This is a genomic window from Hymenobacter daecheongensis DSM 21074, from assembly GCF_900141805.1.
Classification (GTDB): Bacteria; Bacteroidota; Bacteroidia; order Cytophagales; family Hymenobacteraceae; genus Hymenobacter; species Hymenobacter daecheongensis.
In genome coordinates this window covers 22,457-36,317 of the sequence record NZ_FQYN01000005.1, presented here as the reverse complement: position 1 = coordinate 36,317, position 13,861 = coordinate 22,457, and the positions used below count along the sequence as shown (strand labels likewise).

14 protein-coding genes are annotated in these 13,861 nt (G+C 62.0%); 4 read left to right on the top strand and 10 right to left on the bottom strand.

Features of this window, described 5'->3' with window-relative positions:
• Positions 1-14: 14 nt before the first annotated feature.
• Positions 15-989 (top strand): GDP-mannose 4,6-dehydratase, encoded by a 975-nt coding sequence (locus tag BUB62_RS10700; protein WP_073109815.1) that lies wholly within the window; start codon positions 15-17, stop codon positions 987-989.
• 50 nt (positions 990-1,039) lie between these two features.
• Positions 1,040-1,909, top strand: a complete 870-nt coding sequence (locus BUB62_RS10695; RefSeq protein ID WP_073109812.1) for an NAD-dependent epimerase/dehydratase family protein — start codon at positions 1,040-1,042, stop codon at positions 1,907-1,909.
• 33 nt (positions 1,910-1,942) lie between these two features.
• Here BUB62_RS10695 and BUB62_RS10690 read toward each other — a convergent pair whose 3' ends face one another.
• Positions 1,943-2,602 carry a lipid-A-disaccharide synthase N-terminal domain-containing protein gene (locus BUB62_RS10690; protein WP_073109811.1) on the bottom strand — a complete coding sequence of 220 codons (660 nt, stop codon included), beginning with the start codon at positions 2,600-2,602 and terminating at the stop codon, positions 1,943-1,945.
• 15 nt (positions 2,603-2,617) lie between these two features.
• Positions 2,618-3,376 (bottom strand): glycosyltransferase, encoded by a 759-nt coding sequence (locus BUB62_RS10685; protein WP_073109809.1) that lies wholly within the window; start codon positions 3,374-3,376, stop codon positions 2,618-2,620.
• Positions 3,377-3,537: 161 nt separating this feature from the next.
• Between BUB62_RS10685 and BUB62_RS10680 the strand changes: the two genes are divergently transcribed.
• Complete coding sequence (locus tag BUB62_RS10680) at positions 3,538-4,164, top strand: outer membrane beta-barrel protein (RefSeq protein ID WP_073109806.1); 627 nt, start codon at positions 3,538-3,540, stop codon at positions 4,162-4,164.
• A gap of 207 nt (positions 4,165-4,371) precedes the next feature.
• Here BUB62_RS10680 and hisIE read toward each other — a convergent pair whose 3' ends face one another.
• The 8 genes from hisIE to hisG all read right to left on the bottom strand — a co-directional run bounded on the left by hisIE (position 4,372) and on the right by hisG (position 12,346).
• Positions 4,372-5,016, bottom strand: a complete 645-nt coding sequence (hisIE, locus tag BUB62_RS10675; protein ID WP_073109805.1) for a bifunctional phosphoribosyl-AMP cyclohydrolase/phosphoribosyl-ATP diphosphatase HisIE — start codon at positions 5,014-5,016, stop codon at positions 4,372-4,374.
• A 143-nt stretch (positions 5,017-5,159) separates the two neighbouring features.
• Positions 5,160-5,918: an imidazole glycerol phosphate synthase subunit HisF gene (hisF, locus tag BUB62_RS10670; RefSeq protein WP_073109803.1), complete on the bottom strand. Its 759-nt coding sequence runs from the start codon at positions 5,916-5,918 to the stop codon at positions 5,160-5,162.
• Positions 5,919-6,057: 139 nt separating this feature from the next.
• Positions 6,058-6,774 (bottom strand): 1-(5-phosphoribosyl)-5-[(5-phosphoribosylamino)methylideneamino]imidazole-4-carboxamide isomerase, encoded by a 717-nt coding sequence (gene hisA / locus BUB62_RS10665; protein WP_073109800.1) that lies wholly within the window; start codon positions 6,772-6,774, stop codon positions 6,058-6,060.
• 137 nt (positions 6,775-6,911) lie between these two features.
• On the bottom strand, positions 6,912-7,499 hold the full coding sequence (hisH, locus tag BUB62_RS10660; protein ID WP_073109797.1) for an imidazole glycerol phosphate synthase subunit HisH: 588 nt from the start codon (positions 7,497-7,499) through the stop codon (positions 6,912-6,914).
• Positions 7,500-7,653: 154 nt separating this feature from the next.
• The gene (gene hisB, locus BUB62_RS10655; RefSeq protein ID WP_073109794.1) at positions 7,654-8,757 is read right to left on the bottom strand and encodes a bifunctional histidinol-phosphatase/imidazoleglycerol-phosphate dehydratase HisB; all 1,104 of its coding nucleotides are present in this window, start codon (positions 8,755-8,757) and stop codon (positions 7,654-7,656) included.
• Between the two features lie 130 nt (positions 8,758-8,887).
• The gene (gene hisC, locus BUB62_RS10650; RefSeq protein WP_073109792.1) at positions 8,888-9,940 is read right to left on the bottom strand and encodes a histidinol-phosphate transaminase; all 1,053 of its coding nucleotides are present in this window, start codon (positions 9,938-9,940) and stop codon (positions 8,888-8,890) included.
• 145 nt (positions 9,941-10,085) lie between these two features.
• Positions 10,086-11,384 (bottom strand): histidinol dehydrogenase, encoded by a 1,299-nt coding sequence (gene hisD, locus BUB62_RS10645; protein ID WP_073109790.1) that lies wholly within the window; start codon positions 11,382-11,384, stop codon positions 10,086-10,088.
• A gap of 110 nt (positions 11,385-11,494) precedes the next feature.
• A complete protein-coding gene (hisG, locus tag BUB62_RS10640) occupies positions 11,495-12,346 on the bottom strand; it encodes an ATP phosphoribosyltransferase (protein ID WP_073109787.1) in 852 nt (283 codons plus the stop codon).
• Between the two features lie 500 nt (positions 12,347-12,846).
• On the opposite strand from hisG, the gene BUB62_RS10635 reads away from it, so the two are divergent.
• Complete coding sequence (locus BUB62_RS10635) at positions 12,847-13,746, top strand: DUF2911 domain-containing protein (protein WP_159437442.1); 900 nt, start codon at positions 12,847-12,849, stop codon at positions 13,744-13,746.
• Positions 13,747-13,861 lie beyond the last annotated feature (115 nt).

Genomic DNA, 13,861 nt, shown 5'->3' with positions numbered 1-13,861 from the left:
CCTGCTTCTCACGCATGGCATCCATTCTGGTAACGGGCTGCGCGGGCTTCATTGGCTCGCACCTGACCGAACAGCTGCTCCACGCCGGCCACCGCGTGGTGGGCCTCGACAACTTCGACCCGTTCTACGACCGCGCCCTCAAGCTGCGCAACCTGACTGCCTGCCTGGCGCACCCGCGCTTCAGCTTTCACGAAGCCGACCTGCGCCACGGACTCGATGCGCTGGTGGATGCGCTGCCCGCCGATCCGATTGAGGTAGTCGTGCACCTGGCCGCCAAGGCCGGCGTGGGACCGTCGGTGCACGCGCCGGTGGCTTATCTGGAGAATAACGTCATCGGCACCACCCACCTGCTGGAATGGATGCGGCTGCGCGGCATTGGCAAGCTGTTTTTCGCCTCCTCGTCGTCGGTGTACGGCAATACGCCCCAGCGGCCCTTCCGCGAAGACCAGAACCTGCTGGCTGCCTGCATCTCGCCCTACGCGGCCTCCAAGCTCAGCGGCGAGATGCTCACCTACACCTACCACCAGCTCTACGGCCTGAGCGTGCTTAACGCGCGCTTTTTCACCGTGTATGGCCCCCGGCAGCGGCCCGATCTGGCCATTCATAAGTTCGTGCGCCTGCTGCGGGCCGGCCAACCCATTCCCGTGTTCGGCGACGGCACCACGGCCCGCGACTATACTTTCGTGCTCGATACGGTGGCCGGCATTGTGCAGGGCGTGGATTATCTGCTCGCCCAGGAGCGGGTGTACGAAACCATTAATCTGGGCAATAACCGCCCGGTGCCGCTGCTGGAGCTGATTCAGGCCGTGGGCCAAGCCGTGGGCGTAACGCCGACACTGGCCTTCCAGCCCATGCAGGCCGGCGACGTGGACGTGACCTACGCCGACATCAGCAAGGCCCGGCGCCTGCTTGGCTACGCCCCGCATACCCCACTGGCCGCGGGGCTGGCGGAGTTCGTGCGCTGGCTGGATGCGCAACCGGCCGAATAACAACTGGCGTATTGTGCCGTATTTTGCCTCCTCACTTTTTGCTTGGCCAAATGCTTCCCCTTGCTACTGTTTTTGTCACGGGTTCTTCGGGCCGGCTGGGCCAGGAAATTGTGCGGCTGCTGCGCGCGAAGGGCTACCGCGTTATCGGGGCCGACCTGCTGCCGGCTGACACGACCGATCTGCTGCTCGATATCCGGGATGCGCAAGCCGTAAGCCGGGCGCTACGGGGTGCCGACGCGGTGATTCACACGGCGGCCCTGCACGGGCGGCATTATGAGTTGGGAGTGGCGCGGCTGGAGTTTGTGCGCACCAACATTGAGGGCACGCTGCATCTGCTGAATGCCTGCCGGCAGCACGGCATCGGCAAGTTTCTCTATACCAGCACTACCTCCATCTACGGGCAGGCCATGGTGCACCCCACCCAGGCCGTGTGGGTTGATGAGGATCTGCGCCCCGAGCCCCGCGACATCTACGACATCACCAAGCAGGCCGCCGAAGCCTTGTGCCAGGATTTCTTTGTGCAGGAAGGACTCGAAACGGTGGTGCTGCGGGTGGGCCGCTTTTTGCCCGAGCCTGCCAATCTGGCCGCCAACCACCGCCTCTACCGCGGCCTGGATGAACGGGACGGGGCCCTGGGCCATCTGCTGGCGCTGGAGCACCGCTTCACCACCTTCGAAACCTTCAACATTACGGGCAGCAGCCCGTTTCAGCGCGAGGATGTAGGCTTGCTCAAGCAGCAGCCCGCGCAGGTTATTGCCCAACGGCTGCCCATGGCCCCGGCCGCCTATCAGCGGCTGGGCTGGCAGTTCCCCACCACCATTGACCGGGTTTACAGCAGCGAAAAAGCACGGCGGGTACTCGGCTACCAGCCGCACTACACTGCGGAAAGGCTGTTGCAGCAGGCGTTGGCAGCGTTATAGCGTTATAATGCTAATGCCTGCGTTAGCTGGAGCCTACCCCACCGGCTCCTTACCAGCGGCCACCGCCGGGGCGCGGCGCTGCTCGCGGCGCAGCAGCACGATGTTGCGGGCATATACCACCGTGCCGAACACGTTGCCGATGATCAGCACCACGTCGCGCCGCAGGATGGCGTACGTCAGAATCAGGACGGAGCCGCCGAAGCTGAGGGCCCAGAAGCTCAGGGGCAGGGATGATTCGCCCTTGCGCTCGGAGTAGATCCACTGATACACGAAGCGCAGCAGGAAAATAATCTGACCCACGGAGCCCAGCACCAGCAGCCCGGCCGGAATGCGGCTGCCCAGCATGGCCCGCAGGCTGAAGTGCTGATTGCCGGCCCCGAACCACGCCAGCATGGCCAGCGGAAACCCGTAGGCCGCCGCCCGAAACCAGGGGTTCAACTTACGCCACTCGCCCAGCAATTGCAGGTTGCGGATGTAGATGGCGTAGCTGATGAGCTGGGCGGCCAGAATAATCGGGTCGTGGCGCAGCATACCGTAGATAATCATCAGAAACGATGATATCAGGCTGATCTGCCAGAACAGCGTGGGCACCAGCACCCGCCGGGCCCGCTCGCTCTGCACCCACTGCAGCACGATGCGGCTCGAAAACAGCAGCTGCGACACCAGGCCGATGGCCAGCGCAAGGGTTTCCATCGTCATGGCCGCGGCTTAGCTGCCCGCCCCGTCGGCGCGGTGGTGCTCTCCAATTTCGTAGTTTTTCCAGCGGCTGCGGATCCAGCGGAAGCCGAACGTGTCGACCAGGGGCTTCCAGGCGCGGTTCCAGAGGTTGTACTTGGCCGTGCCGGCGAAGCGCGGGAAGTGCTGCACCGCAATCTGCTTCACCCGGCCGCCCTGCAGCTGCACCAGCGCCCCCAGGAAGCGGTGCATGCCATGAAACAGCGGCAGCCGGCGGGCATACTCTATCTTGATTATCTTGAGCGGGCAGCCCGTGTCCTGAATGCCGTCGTTGATGAGGGTGCGCCGCACCGTGTTGGCCACTTTCGAGGAGAGCTTCTTGACCACCGTATCCTGGCGCTTGGCCCGGATGCCGTTGACCATATCGTACTGCGGGAAAAACTCGAAAAAGCGCAGAAAATCGAGCGGGGAGGTCTGAATATCGGAGTCGATATAGCCGATGAGCGTGCTGCGGCAATGGTCCACGCCGGCCTTGATGGCGGTGCTCAGGCCGCGGTTTTCGCGCAGCGAAATGAACTCGTAGCGGGCATCGTGGCGGCAGATGTCGCGCAGAATGGCCAGCGAGCCGTCGGTGCTGCCATCGTTGACGAACAGCACAGTGGTGGCTACCGGCGTCTGGGCGAGGAATTTGTTCATCTCCACCACAAACTGGCGCAGGCTTTCTTCCTCATTGTAAACCGGCACGAGCACCGTGAGCGACTGCAGGGCCAGGTAAGCGGAATGGTCGGGCATAGAACAGGTGATAATCGGGCCGCAAAGTAGCAACTATTTCCCCGGCTGGCGGCCCGGCGGGGCCTATTTGCCAACCGCCATACAACCTGCGGGGCCCGCCGGGACTCCTTTCGGCAAGCTCCTCTCCTATTCCTTATCCTTTTCCCGACTGCTCCCTGCCGATGAAAAAATTCCCGCTTTGCTCGCTGGCCCTGCTCGCCACATTGCCCCTGGCCGCCCGCGCCACCGCCCCGGCCCAACCCGATACGACCGCCGCCCCCGCCCCGCGCACCCATGCCCTAAAGCTGGGGCTGCGCACCACGGCGGGCCAGGGCCTGCTGCCCACGGCGGGCTACGAGTGGCAGCTGCGGCCGCGCCTGAGTCTGCAAACCAGCCTGGGCTACACCGGCTCTACCTGGCACGGGGGCTATTCCTACGTGAATGACGACTACACCATCAGCAACTACAGCTACACCCTGCGGGCGCGCCACCTGACGGCGGCGGCCGAGCTGCGCTACTACTTTCAGCGCACCAAGCCCGCCCTGCTGGGCTGGTACGCCGGCGTGGGGCTAGGCACGAGCTACAACCAGTTCACTTATGCCGCCTCCAACCACCCCACCACTACCACATCCAGCACGCTGACTATCCGGCCCCAGCTGCGCCTGGGCCGCCAGTGGTCCCTGGGCCAGCGCCTGCTGCTGGATACGTATCTGGGCCTCGATATGAATCAGCAGTACTTTTCGCGCTCCTGGCGCAACCGCTGGCAGGCAACCGGCGTGGCCGGTTTTCAGTTGGGCTACCGGTTTTGAGTATCAAACCCAGGACGGAACAACAGCCTCAGCGGGGCGACATATCGGTAGAGAAATGCGCATAAAGCGTTTTAAAAGCCCCAGCGGGGCGGCACCGTCGCTTAACGATTGGTGTCGCCCCGCTGGGGCTTTAGCATCTTCCATCGACTCACTTACTACCGATATGTCGCCCCGCTGGGGCTGCCGTTTTACTACATATGCTACCGGCTATTCCCGCCGCACCCCGGCCGAAATGGTAGAATGCCGCTCCTTCAATACAGCCACAATTTCCTCCAGCGTAATGCGGGACGCGGCCAGCAGCACCAGCAGGTGGTACAGCAGATCGGCGGCCTCGCCTTTGAGCCCCTCAATGTTGCCACCCACGGCATCAATCACCGTTTCCACGGCCTCCTCGCCTACTTTCTGAGCAATCTTGGGCATGCCTTTGCGGAAGAGCGAGGCGGTATAGGAATTGGGCTCCTCCTGGGGAAAGTCGCGGCGGCGCTGCACCAGGCGCTCCAGCTCGGCCACGAAGCCGATGGGCGCGGCCGGGTACGCCGCCTGCTCCGGCTGCTCGAAGCAGCTGGTGGTGCCGCGGTGGCAGGTGGGCCCATCGGGCCGGGCCCGGATGAGCAGCGCGTCGCCGTCGCAGTCCTCGTGCAGGCTAACCACGGTGAGGTAGTGGCCGGAGGTTTCGCCCTTGGTCCAGAGGCGGTTTTTGGAGCGGGAAAAGAACGTGACGCGGCCCTGCTGCCGGGTTTGGGCCAGGGCTTCCTCGTTCACATAGCCCAGCATAAGCACCTGGCCGGTATCGGCATCCTGCACCACAGCGGGGATGAGCCCGGCGGGCATTTTGGCAAAGTCAAGTTCCATGGGTGGTTTTTAAACTCATCTGTCATCCTGAGCTTGCGAAGGACCTTATACCAGTTGAACGAGTCGTTGTGACAACAGTCGTTCTGCCGTGATAAGGTCCTTCGCAAGCTCAGGATGACAGATGAATAGTAACAGATAAGAAACTACAAACGAACCGGAATACCATCCTGGCGCAAATGCTCCTTGAGCGCCCGAATACCGATTTCGCCGAAGTGGAAGATGCTGGCGGCCAGTCCGGCATCGGCCTGGGCTTGCTGGAATACGTTGGTGAAATCCTGCAGGGAGCCCGCGCCGCCCGAGGCCACCACTGGCACCGACACGGCCCGGCTCACGGCCCCAGTGATGTCCAGCGCGAAACCGTCCTTGGTGCCGTCGTTGCTCATGCTGGTGAGCAGGATTTCGCCCGCTCCCCGGTCGGCGGCCTCACGGCACCACTGCACGGCATCGCGGCCGGTGTTGTGGGTGCCGGCCCGGGTATAGATCTGCCAGCCGTCGGCCTCATTATAGCGCGTATCGGCAGCCACCACGATGCACTGCGAGCCAAAGCGCCGGGCCAGCTCCTCAATCAGCTCTGGCCGGGCCAGCGCCGCCGAGTTGATGCTGACCTTATCGGCCCCATTCAGCAGCAGCGCCTCCACATCCTGCACCGTGCCGATACCGCCGCCCACCGTGAAGGGAATATCCAGCTCGCGGGCCACCTCGCGCACCAGCGCCACCAGCGTGGTGCGCTTCTGGTTGGTCGCCGTGATGTCGAGAAACACTAGCTCATCGGCCCCTTCGCGGGCGTAGCGCGCAGCCAGCGCCACCGGGTCGCCGGCGTCGCGCAGCCCCTCGAAGCGCACCCCCTTCACGGTGCGGCCATCTTTGATGTCGAGGCAGGGAATGATTCGTTTGGTGAGCATCGGGTTTTTGATTTAGAGTTAGAAGAACGTGTGTCATGCTGAGCTTGCCGAAGCATCTCTCCCGCTTCATCTGGATAGCATTACAACGAAGCGGGAGAGATGCTTCGGCAAGCTCAGCATGACACACGTTCTGAATTTTCTACAGCCAGCCTTTCAGCTCTGCCAGCGTAATTGTCCCTTCATAAATCGCCTTGCCAATAATGGCCCCGTGCATCCCAATTTCAGCCAGCGCCTCCACATCAGCCAGCGTCGTGACGCCGCCGCTGGCGATGAGGCGGGCGGCGGGCAGCTCGGTGCGCAGCTGCTGGTACGTGGCCAGCGACGGGCCCTGCAGCTTGCCATCCTTGCTGACGTCGGTGCAGATAAAGGTGCTGGCCCCGGCCGCCAGGTAGCCCTGGATAAACTCGGCCAGCGTCCGTTCGCTTTGCTCAGCCCAGGCATTGATGGCAATGTGGTTGTCGCGGAAATCCGCGCCCAGCAGAATCCGGTCGGCCCCGAACTGCTGCAGCCAGCCTTGCACCGTGGCAGGCTCGCGCACGGCAATACTGCCGGCCGTAATCTGACGCGCTCCGGCATCGAAGGCCTGGCGCAGGGCGTCTTCGCTCTGCAGGCCTCCGCCGTAGTCGATAACCAGGCTGGTGTGCCGAGCCAGGCGCTCCAGCACCGGCAGGTTCACGGGGCGGCGGGCGCGGGCCCCGTCCAGATCAACCAAGTGTAGGCGCTTCACGCCGGCGGCTTCAAAGCGCTGGGCCACGGCCAGCGGGTCGGCGTCGTAGGTGGTTTGCTGGGAGAAGTCCCCTTCCGTCAGGCGCACACACTGGCCGTTGATGAGGTCGATAGCGGGTATTATTTCCATTTGGGTATTTTTTTCATGTCTGTCATCCTGAGCAAAGCGAAGGACCTTATGGGATGGGAACGAGCCGTATCAATGATTGACGTTCTACCGTAATAAGGTCCTTCGTTTTGCTCAGGATGACACTTCTTGAGTTCTTGCTACAGCTTCAGAAAATTCTCCAGAATCCGGGTGCCGACGGGGCCGCTCTTTTCGGTGTGGAACTGCACGGCGTAGAAGTTCTCGTGCTGCACGGCCGCGCTGAACGGGGCGGGATACGCCGCCTCGGCAATAGTGTAGTCGCCCACCGGCGCGTAGTAGCTGTGCACGAAGTACACATAGTCTTCCTCCCGCAGGCCGGCAAAGAGCGGGGAGCGGAGCTGCTGCAGATTGTTCCAGCCCATATGCGGCACCTTATAGCCGGCCGCCTCCGGGAAGCGCACCACATCGAAAGGCAGAATGCCCAGCAGCTCGGCGTCGTTTTCCTGGCTGTGCCGGCCCAGTAATTGCATACCCAGGCAGATGCCAAGGAAGGGCTGCGTTAGGGTGGGCAGCAGTTGGTCGAGGCCCTGGGCGCGCAGCTCACGCATGGCCGAGGAGGCTTCACCCTCACCGGGAAACAGGATTTTATCCGCCCCGCGAATCAGGTTGTGGTCGGCGGTGAGCGTGGCCTGCAGGCCCAACCGCTCCAGCGCAAACAGCACCGACTGTACGTTGCCGCCCTTGTAATCTATGACTGCTATGTTCATTTGAGCAAGCAACTTTATTTACTCATTTGTTAATACAGATAACCTAAACAGTTGATCTGCACTAGCTGATTATCCAGCTTTCCAAAGGCACTTAATACTTGCGCCACAACACCCAAACAGCCTTTATCCAAATGTTAAAACATTTGGATAAAGCTTACAAAATGCCTTTCGTGCTCGGAATTTCCATCTTGCCGGCATCGCGCACCAGGGCCATCTTAATGGCTTTGGCCACGGCCTTGAAGATGGCTTCAATCTTGTGGTGCTCGTTCTGACCCTCAGCTTTGATGTTGAGGTTACAGCGGGCGGCGTCGGAAAAGCTCTTGAAGAAATGGTAAAACATTTCACAGGGCATATCCCCTACCCGCTCGCGCTTGAACTCGGCCTCCCACACAATCCAGGGGCGGCCGGAGAAGTCGATGGCGGCCTGGGCCAGCACATCGTCCATGGGAAGCAGGAAGCCGTAGCGGGCCAGGCCGCGCTTGTCGCCGAGGGCCTGGGTGAAAGCTTCGCCCAGGGCAATGGCCGTGTCCTCGATAGTATGGTGCTCGTCGATATGCAGGTCGCCCTGCACCGTGATTTTCATATCCACGCCCGAGTGCTTGCTAAGCTGGTCGAGCATGTGGTCGAAGAAGCCCAGGCCGGTGTGCATCTCGGGGCGGCCCGCGCCGTCGAGGTTCAACTCGATGCGGATCTTGGTTTCGTTCGTGTCGCGTTGTACTACCGCGGTGCGCGCGGGCAGGCGCAGGAATTGGTATATACTTTCCCAACTCGTGGTACTAAGCGCGGCCCGCTCGTCGGCTTCCTCCCGAATCAGGATAGACTGGCAGCCCAGGTTCTGGGCCAGCTCCACATCGGTGAGCCGGTCGCCGATGACGAAGGAGTTCGGCAGGTCGTAGTCGCCCGCGGCCAGATACTGTTGCAGCATCCCGATGCCGGGCTTGCGGGTGGGCAGGTTTTCGTGGGGGAAGCTGCGGTCGATGTGCTCACGCACGAACTCCACTCCTTCCGAGCGCAGAATGTCGAGCATCATGGTGTGGGCGGGCCAGAAGGTGTCTTCCGGGAAGCTGGCCGTGCCCAGGCCGTCTTGGTTGCTGACCAGCACCAGCTCATAGTCCAGCTCGCGGGCAATGCGGGCTAGTCCGCTGATAGCACCAGGCACAAACTGGAATTTTTCCCGGGTCAGGGCATCCACCTGAAAATCCGTGGGCGGCTCGATAAGGATGGTGCCGTCCCGGTCGATGAAGAGTACTTTTTTCATGGGGTGTATATCAAATCGGCTGTCATGCTGAGCCCTGCGAAGAACCTCTACCGCTTCGTTGAATTGGTAATCAAACGGCGTGGTAGAGATGCTTCGGCAAGCTCAGCATGACACGTTCTTTCTTTGTTTTTTAAGCAGTAAACTCCCGCAGCGCCTGCAACAGTTGCTCATTTTCGGCTTCAGTGCCCACCGTGAGGCGGAGCGTGCCGGCACAGCCGGGCTGGGTGGTGCGGTTCCGGACCACGATGCCTTTCTCCAGCAGATAATCATACACGGCCGTGGCATCGGGGCGGAAGCGGACCAGCAGGAAGTTGGCATCCGAGGGAAAAACCGCTTCCACAATGCCGATGGCGGGCAGGCGCTCGGCCAGCCAGTCGCGGCCCAGTAGCAATTGCTGGCGCATCTGCTCGAAGCGGGGGGCGTCGTGCAAAGCGGCCAGGGCGTGCTGCTGGGTGGCTTCCGACACGTTATAGGGCGGCTTGATCTTGTTGAGGTAGCCGATGATTTCGGGCGAGGCGAAAGCCATGCCCAGGCGCAGCCCGGCCAGGCCCCAGGCTTTGGAAAACGTCTGGAGCACCACCAGGTTCGGGAATTCGGCCAGGCGGGTGGTCCAACTCGGGGCGGCGGCGAAGTCGGCGTAGGCTTCATCCACCACCACCAGGCCGCGGAAGCCGCGCAGGATTTCCTCGATAGACTCCTCGTGGAGCAGGTTGCCGGTGGGGTTGTTGGGCGAGCAGAGCCAGACCAGCTTGGCCTCGGAAGCCACGATGCGGGCCACGTCGGCGGGCGCAATCTGGAAGTCGGGCGTCAGCGGCAGGCGCTCAATGCGCACGTCGTTCAGGTTGGCGGCCACCTCATACATGCCGTAGGTGGGCGGCAGAATCAGGATGCTGTCGTGGCCGGGTGTGCAGGTGAGGCGCACGAGCAGGTCGATGGCCTCGTCGGAGCCGTTGCCGAGGAATATCTGCGCCGGGGCTACGTCTTTCAGCTGGGCCAGCTCGGCCTTCACGGCCCGCTGGTGCGGGTCGGGGTAGCGGTTGAACCGCTCGGGACCGGCGCTGCCCAGGCTGTTTTCGTTGGCATCGAGCATCACGCGGGCATCGCCCTGAAATTCGTCGCGGGCCGAGGAATAGGGTTTCATCGCGCGGATGTTGGGGCGAACGAGGCTATCTAAATCAAACATCACTGATGGTAAGGATTTCATTTTTTCGTTTGTCATCCTGAGCAAAGTGAAGGACCTTATGGGGTAAGAACGACAGGCGTAGCAACGACTCGTTCAACGGACATAAGGTCCTTCGCTCTGCTCAGGATGACAGTTCCGGTTAGACTTACTGCCCGCCCGCCAACGACTCCAGCCGGAGCGTGACGGCGCGGGCGTGGGCGCTGAGGCCCTCGGCTTCGGCCATCGTTTCCACCACCGGGCCCAGGTTCAGCAGGCCCTCGGCGGTGATGCGCTGGTAGGTGATTTTCTTCAGGAACGAATCCAGCGACACGCCGCTGTAATTGTGGGCGTAGCCGTTGGTGGGCAGCGTGTGGTTGGTGCCTGAGGCGTAGTCGCCGGCGGCTTCGGGCGTGAGGTGGCCCAGAAATACCGAGCCGGCGCTGGTAACGCCCTCGGCCAGCTGCTCGGGGTTTTTAACGGCCAGGATCAAATGCTCGGGCGCGTATTGATTGGAGAAAAACAGCATTTCCTCCGGGGTGCGCAGCAGAATGGCACGGCTTTCATCCAGCGCCTGGGTGGCCACGGCGGCGCGGGGCAGCGTGGCCAGCTGGCGCTGCACTTCGGCTTTGGTAGCTTCAATAATGGTCATCGAATCCGACAGCAGAATCACCTGCGAGTCGGGGCCGTGCTCGGCCTGACTGAGCAAATCAGCCGCCACGAAGGCCGGATTGGCCGAGTCGTCGGCAATGACCAGCACTTCCGAAGGGCCGGCGGGCATATCGATGGCTACGCCGTAGCGGGTGGCCAGCTGCTTGGCGGCCGTCACGTAGCGGTTGCCGGGGCCGAAAATCTTGTCCACGGCCGGCACCGACTCCGTGCCGCCGCTCAGCGCCGCCACGGCCTGCGCCCCCCCGGCCTTGATGATGGTAGTGATGCTCAGCAGCTGGGCCGTGAACAGAATAATGGGGTTCACTGAGCCATCCTTCTGCGGGGGCGTGCACAGCACGATTTCAGGGCAGCCGGCCAACCGGGCCGGCACGCCCAGCATTAATAAGGTGCTAAACAGCGGCGCGGTGCCGCCCGGAATGTAGAGGCCCACGCGCTGCACCGGCACGGCCCGCCGCCAGCAGAGCACGCCGGGCATGGTTTCCACTTTCTCTTCCGTGGGCCGCTGGGCCTCGTGGAAGCGGCGAATGTTGGCATGGGCCTGCCGGATGGCCGTTTGCAGCTCGGCGGGCACCTGCCCCCCGGCGGCCTCCAGCTCGTCGGGCGTCACGCGCAGGCCGGCGCTCAGGTCGGCACCGTCGAAGGTCCGGGCGTATTCGACCAGGGCCGCGTCGCCGCGCCGGCGCACATCGGTGAAGATCTGCTGCACGCGCTGCTCCACATCGTGGGCCTGCTGCTGGGCGGCCCGCTGCTGCAGAGCTGCCCATTCCGGCTGCGAAGGATATTGAAAGATCTGCATGGGGGTAATGTGCTGATGTGGAAATGTGATTGAATGTGCTAAAGTTTGATGTGAGCATGTGCCTGTCATTAGCACATTACCCACATTTCCACATCAGCACATTAACCTCATTAGCTAATCATCTTCTCAATCGGCAGCACCAGAATGCCTTCGGCGCCGACGGCTTTGAGCTGGCCGGTAATGTGCCAGAAGTCGTCCTCGTTCACCACCGACTGCACCGACACCCAGCCTTCCTCGGCCAGCGGCGTCACCGTGGGCGACTTGATGCCGGGCAGCAGGGCCTTCACCGCGTCGAGCGAGGCTACGGGGGCATTCAGCAAAATGTATTTGTTGCGGCGGGCGCGGCGCACGGCCTGCATCCGAAACTGCAGCTGGGCCAGCAGCTCCTGCTTTTCGGCGCTCAGCTGCTGGTTGGCAATCAGCACGGCCTCGGAGCGGAATACGGTCTGCACCTCGCGCAGGCCGTTGCCCAGCAGCGTGGAGCCGCTGCTCACGATGTCGCAGATGGCGTCGGCCAGGCCGATGCTGGGCGCAATTTCCACCGAGCCGCTGATGGTGTGCAGGTGCGCCTGCACGCCCTCGCCGGCCAGGTAGCGGCCCAGAATTTCGGGGTATGAGGTGGCAATGTTCTTGCCCTGCAGATCGGCTACCGAGTTGTACGTTTCATTGCGCAGCACGGCCAGCGAGAGGCGGCACTTGCTGAAACCCAGCGTTTCGACTTCCAGGGCCGGAAAACCGGCTTCTACCAGCACGTTCTGGCCCACAATGCCTAAGTCGGCCACGCCGTCCTGCACGTAGCCGGGAATGTCGTCGTCGCGCAGAAACAGGATTTCGAGGGGGAAGTTGGTGGCTTCGGTTTTGAGCTTGTAGGTGCTGCTGACGAAGGAAATACCGCACTCCCGAATGAGATTGAGGGAATCTTCGCTCAGGCGGCCCGACTTCTGAATGGCTAAACGGATCATGAGGGGAATTATGAATTCTGAATGTTGAAGTATGAATTCTGCAGGCAGGCTGCTTGATTCAGCATTCAGAATTGGGGTGAGTTGGTTACGGGAGAATGACCGGGGCGGCGTGAGAAGCGGCAAATAGCGGTCGGGCCGCCTGGGTGGGGCGGCCGGGCGGCCGACTAGCGGCCAGCCCCGGGGGGACGATATGCTGTGTTCATTCCTCGCTTACGAGGAATGGTGGCCGTGTACATGATGGTGCGCCAGGCGCAGCCAGCCAGCGGCAACGCCCACAGTGGGGGCGGCGGCTTGAGGGCGGGTGCGGAAAAGGGGCGCGACGAGGATCATGAAGGCGAATTGCTGGGCAAATGTACAAGCGGCGCGGCGGGAACAAAATTTTCCTCCAAAAAATTATCGGGAACCCGGACCTTTGCCGTCTCGTTTTTGGCCAACCGCGTTTTTGGCACTATTGTTTCGGGTGGCCGCTGGCTGTCCTGTTTTGCTTCTACTTTTTGCCTATGCCTGCCTTCCGGTTTTCCTCGCTCCTACTCGGGTGCGGCCTGTCATTTTGCCTCCTCACCAGCCCCGCCGCCCTAGCCCAAAGCAAGGCCGAGCAGCAACAGCTGCCCCTGCCCCAGGTGAGCCCGCACGCCGTGGTGCAGCAAACCGTCGGCCTGACCGAGGTGGTGGTCGATTACCATTCGCCCAGCGTGAAAAACCGCGCTATCTGGGGCCAGCTGGTGCCGTATGAGCAGGTGTGGCGGGCCGGAGCCAACGAGAATACCATCATTTCCTTCGCCGATCCGGTGATTCTGAACGGCAAGGCCGTGCCCGCCGGGCGCTACTCTTTTTATGTATTGCCGCACCAGAGCAAGGACTGGGAAATCATTCTCAACCGCGTGACCACCCACTGGGGCGCCGAAGGCTACGATGCCAAGGACGATCAGATCCGACTGACCGCCGCCCCGGAAGCGGCGACCATGCACGAGAGTCTGCTGTACTGGTTTTCGGAGGTGAAGCGCAACAGCGCCCGCCTGAATCTGACCTGGGAAAAGCGCACGGTGAGTCTGCTGGTCGAAACCGACGTGAATACGAAGGTGCTGACTACCATCGAAAAAACCATTGCCGCCCAGCCCCAGAACTGGCAGCTACTGGCCCAGGCCGCCGACTACTTAGTGCAGAACAACCTCGAATCGGAGCGGGCCCTGCGCTACATCAATGAGTCCATCAGGCTGAAGGAAGCCTACACCAATACCTGGATCAAGGCCCGCCTGCTCGCCTCGCAGCAGGATTACGGCACGGCCATCGTGGTGGGCCGCAAAGCCATCAAGCTCGGCGAAAAGCAGGATTCCACCTTCAAAACCCAGCTCCCCAACATGCGCCTGGCCCTCACGGAGTGGCAGAGCAAGGCGTATTAGCGGTGAGATAGTGAAATGGTGAGATAGTGAAATGGTGAGTTTTTCGTTCTGTCATCCTGAGCTTGCGAAGGACCTTCCTCTTCGCCACTACCAAGTCTTTTGAAATGAGCAAAGC

Excerpts from the sequence above, each read along its gene's own strand:
- BUB62_RS10695 (WP_073109812.1), top strand. The coding sequence starts at position 1,040 with ATGCTTCCCCTTGCTACTGTTTTTGTCACGGGTTCTTCGGGCCGGCTG.
- BUB62_RS10700 (WP_073109815.1), top strand. The coding sequence starts at position 15 with ATGGCATCCATTCTGGTAACGGGCTGCGCGGGCTTCATTGGCTCGCAC.
- hisF (WP_073109803.1), bottom strand. The coding sequence starts at position 5,918 with ATGCTCACCAAACGAATCATTCCCTGCCTCGACATCAAAGATGGCCGC.
- BUB62_RS10690 (WP_073109811.1), bottom strand. The coding sequence starts at position 2,602 with ATGGAAACCCTTGCGCTGGCCATCGGCCTGGTGTCGCAGCTGCTGTTT.
- hisB (WP_073109794.1), bottom strand. The coding sequence starts at position 8,757 with ATGAAAAAAGTACTCTTCATCGACCGGGACGGCACCATCCTTATCGAG.
- hisD (WP_073109790.1), bottom strand. The coding sequence starts at position 11,384 with ATGCAGATCTTTCAATATCCTTCGCAGCCGGAATGGGCAGCTCTGCAG.
- BUB62_RS10635 (WP_159437442.1), top strand. The coding sequence starts at position 12,847 with ATGCCTGCCTTCCGGTTTTCCTCGCTCCTACTCGGGTGCGGCCTGTCA.
- hisC (WP_073109792.1), bottom strand. The coding sequence starts at position 9,940 with ATGTTTGATTTAGATAGCCTCGTTCGCCCCAACATCCGCGCGATGAAA.
- hisIE (WP_073109805.1), bottom strand. The coding sequence starts at position 5,016 with ATGGAACTTGACTTTGCCAAAATGCCCGCCGGGCTCATCCCCGCTGTG.
- BUB62_RS10685 (WP_073109809.1), bottom strand. The coding sequence starts at position 3,376 with ATGCCCGACCATTCCGCTTACCTGGCCCTGCAGTCGCTCACGGTGCTC.
- hisH (WP_073109797.1), bottom strand. The coding sequence starts at position 7,499 with ATGAACATAGCAGTCATAGATTACAAGGGCGGCAACGTACAGTCGGTG.
- BUB62_RS10680 (WP_073109806.1), top strand. The coding sequence starts at position 3,538 with ATGAAAAAATTCCCGCTTTGCTCGCTGGCCCTGCTCGCCACATTGCCC.
- hisA (WP_073109800.1), bottom strand. The coding sequence starts at position 6,774 with ATGGAAATAATACCCGCTATCGACCTCATCAACGGCCAGTGTGTGCGC.
- hisG (WP_073109787.1), bottom strand. The coding sequence starts at position 12,346 with ATGATCCGTTTAGCCATTCAGAAGTCGGGCCGCCTGAGCGAAGATTCC.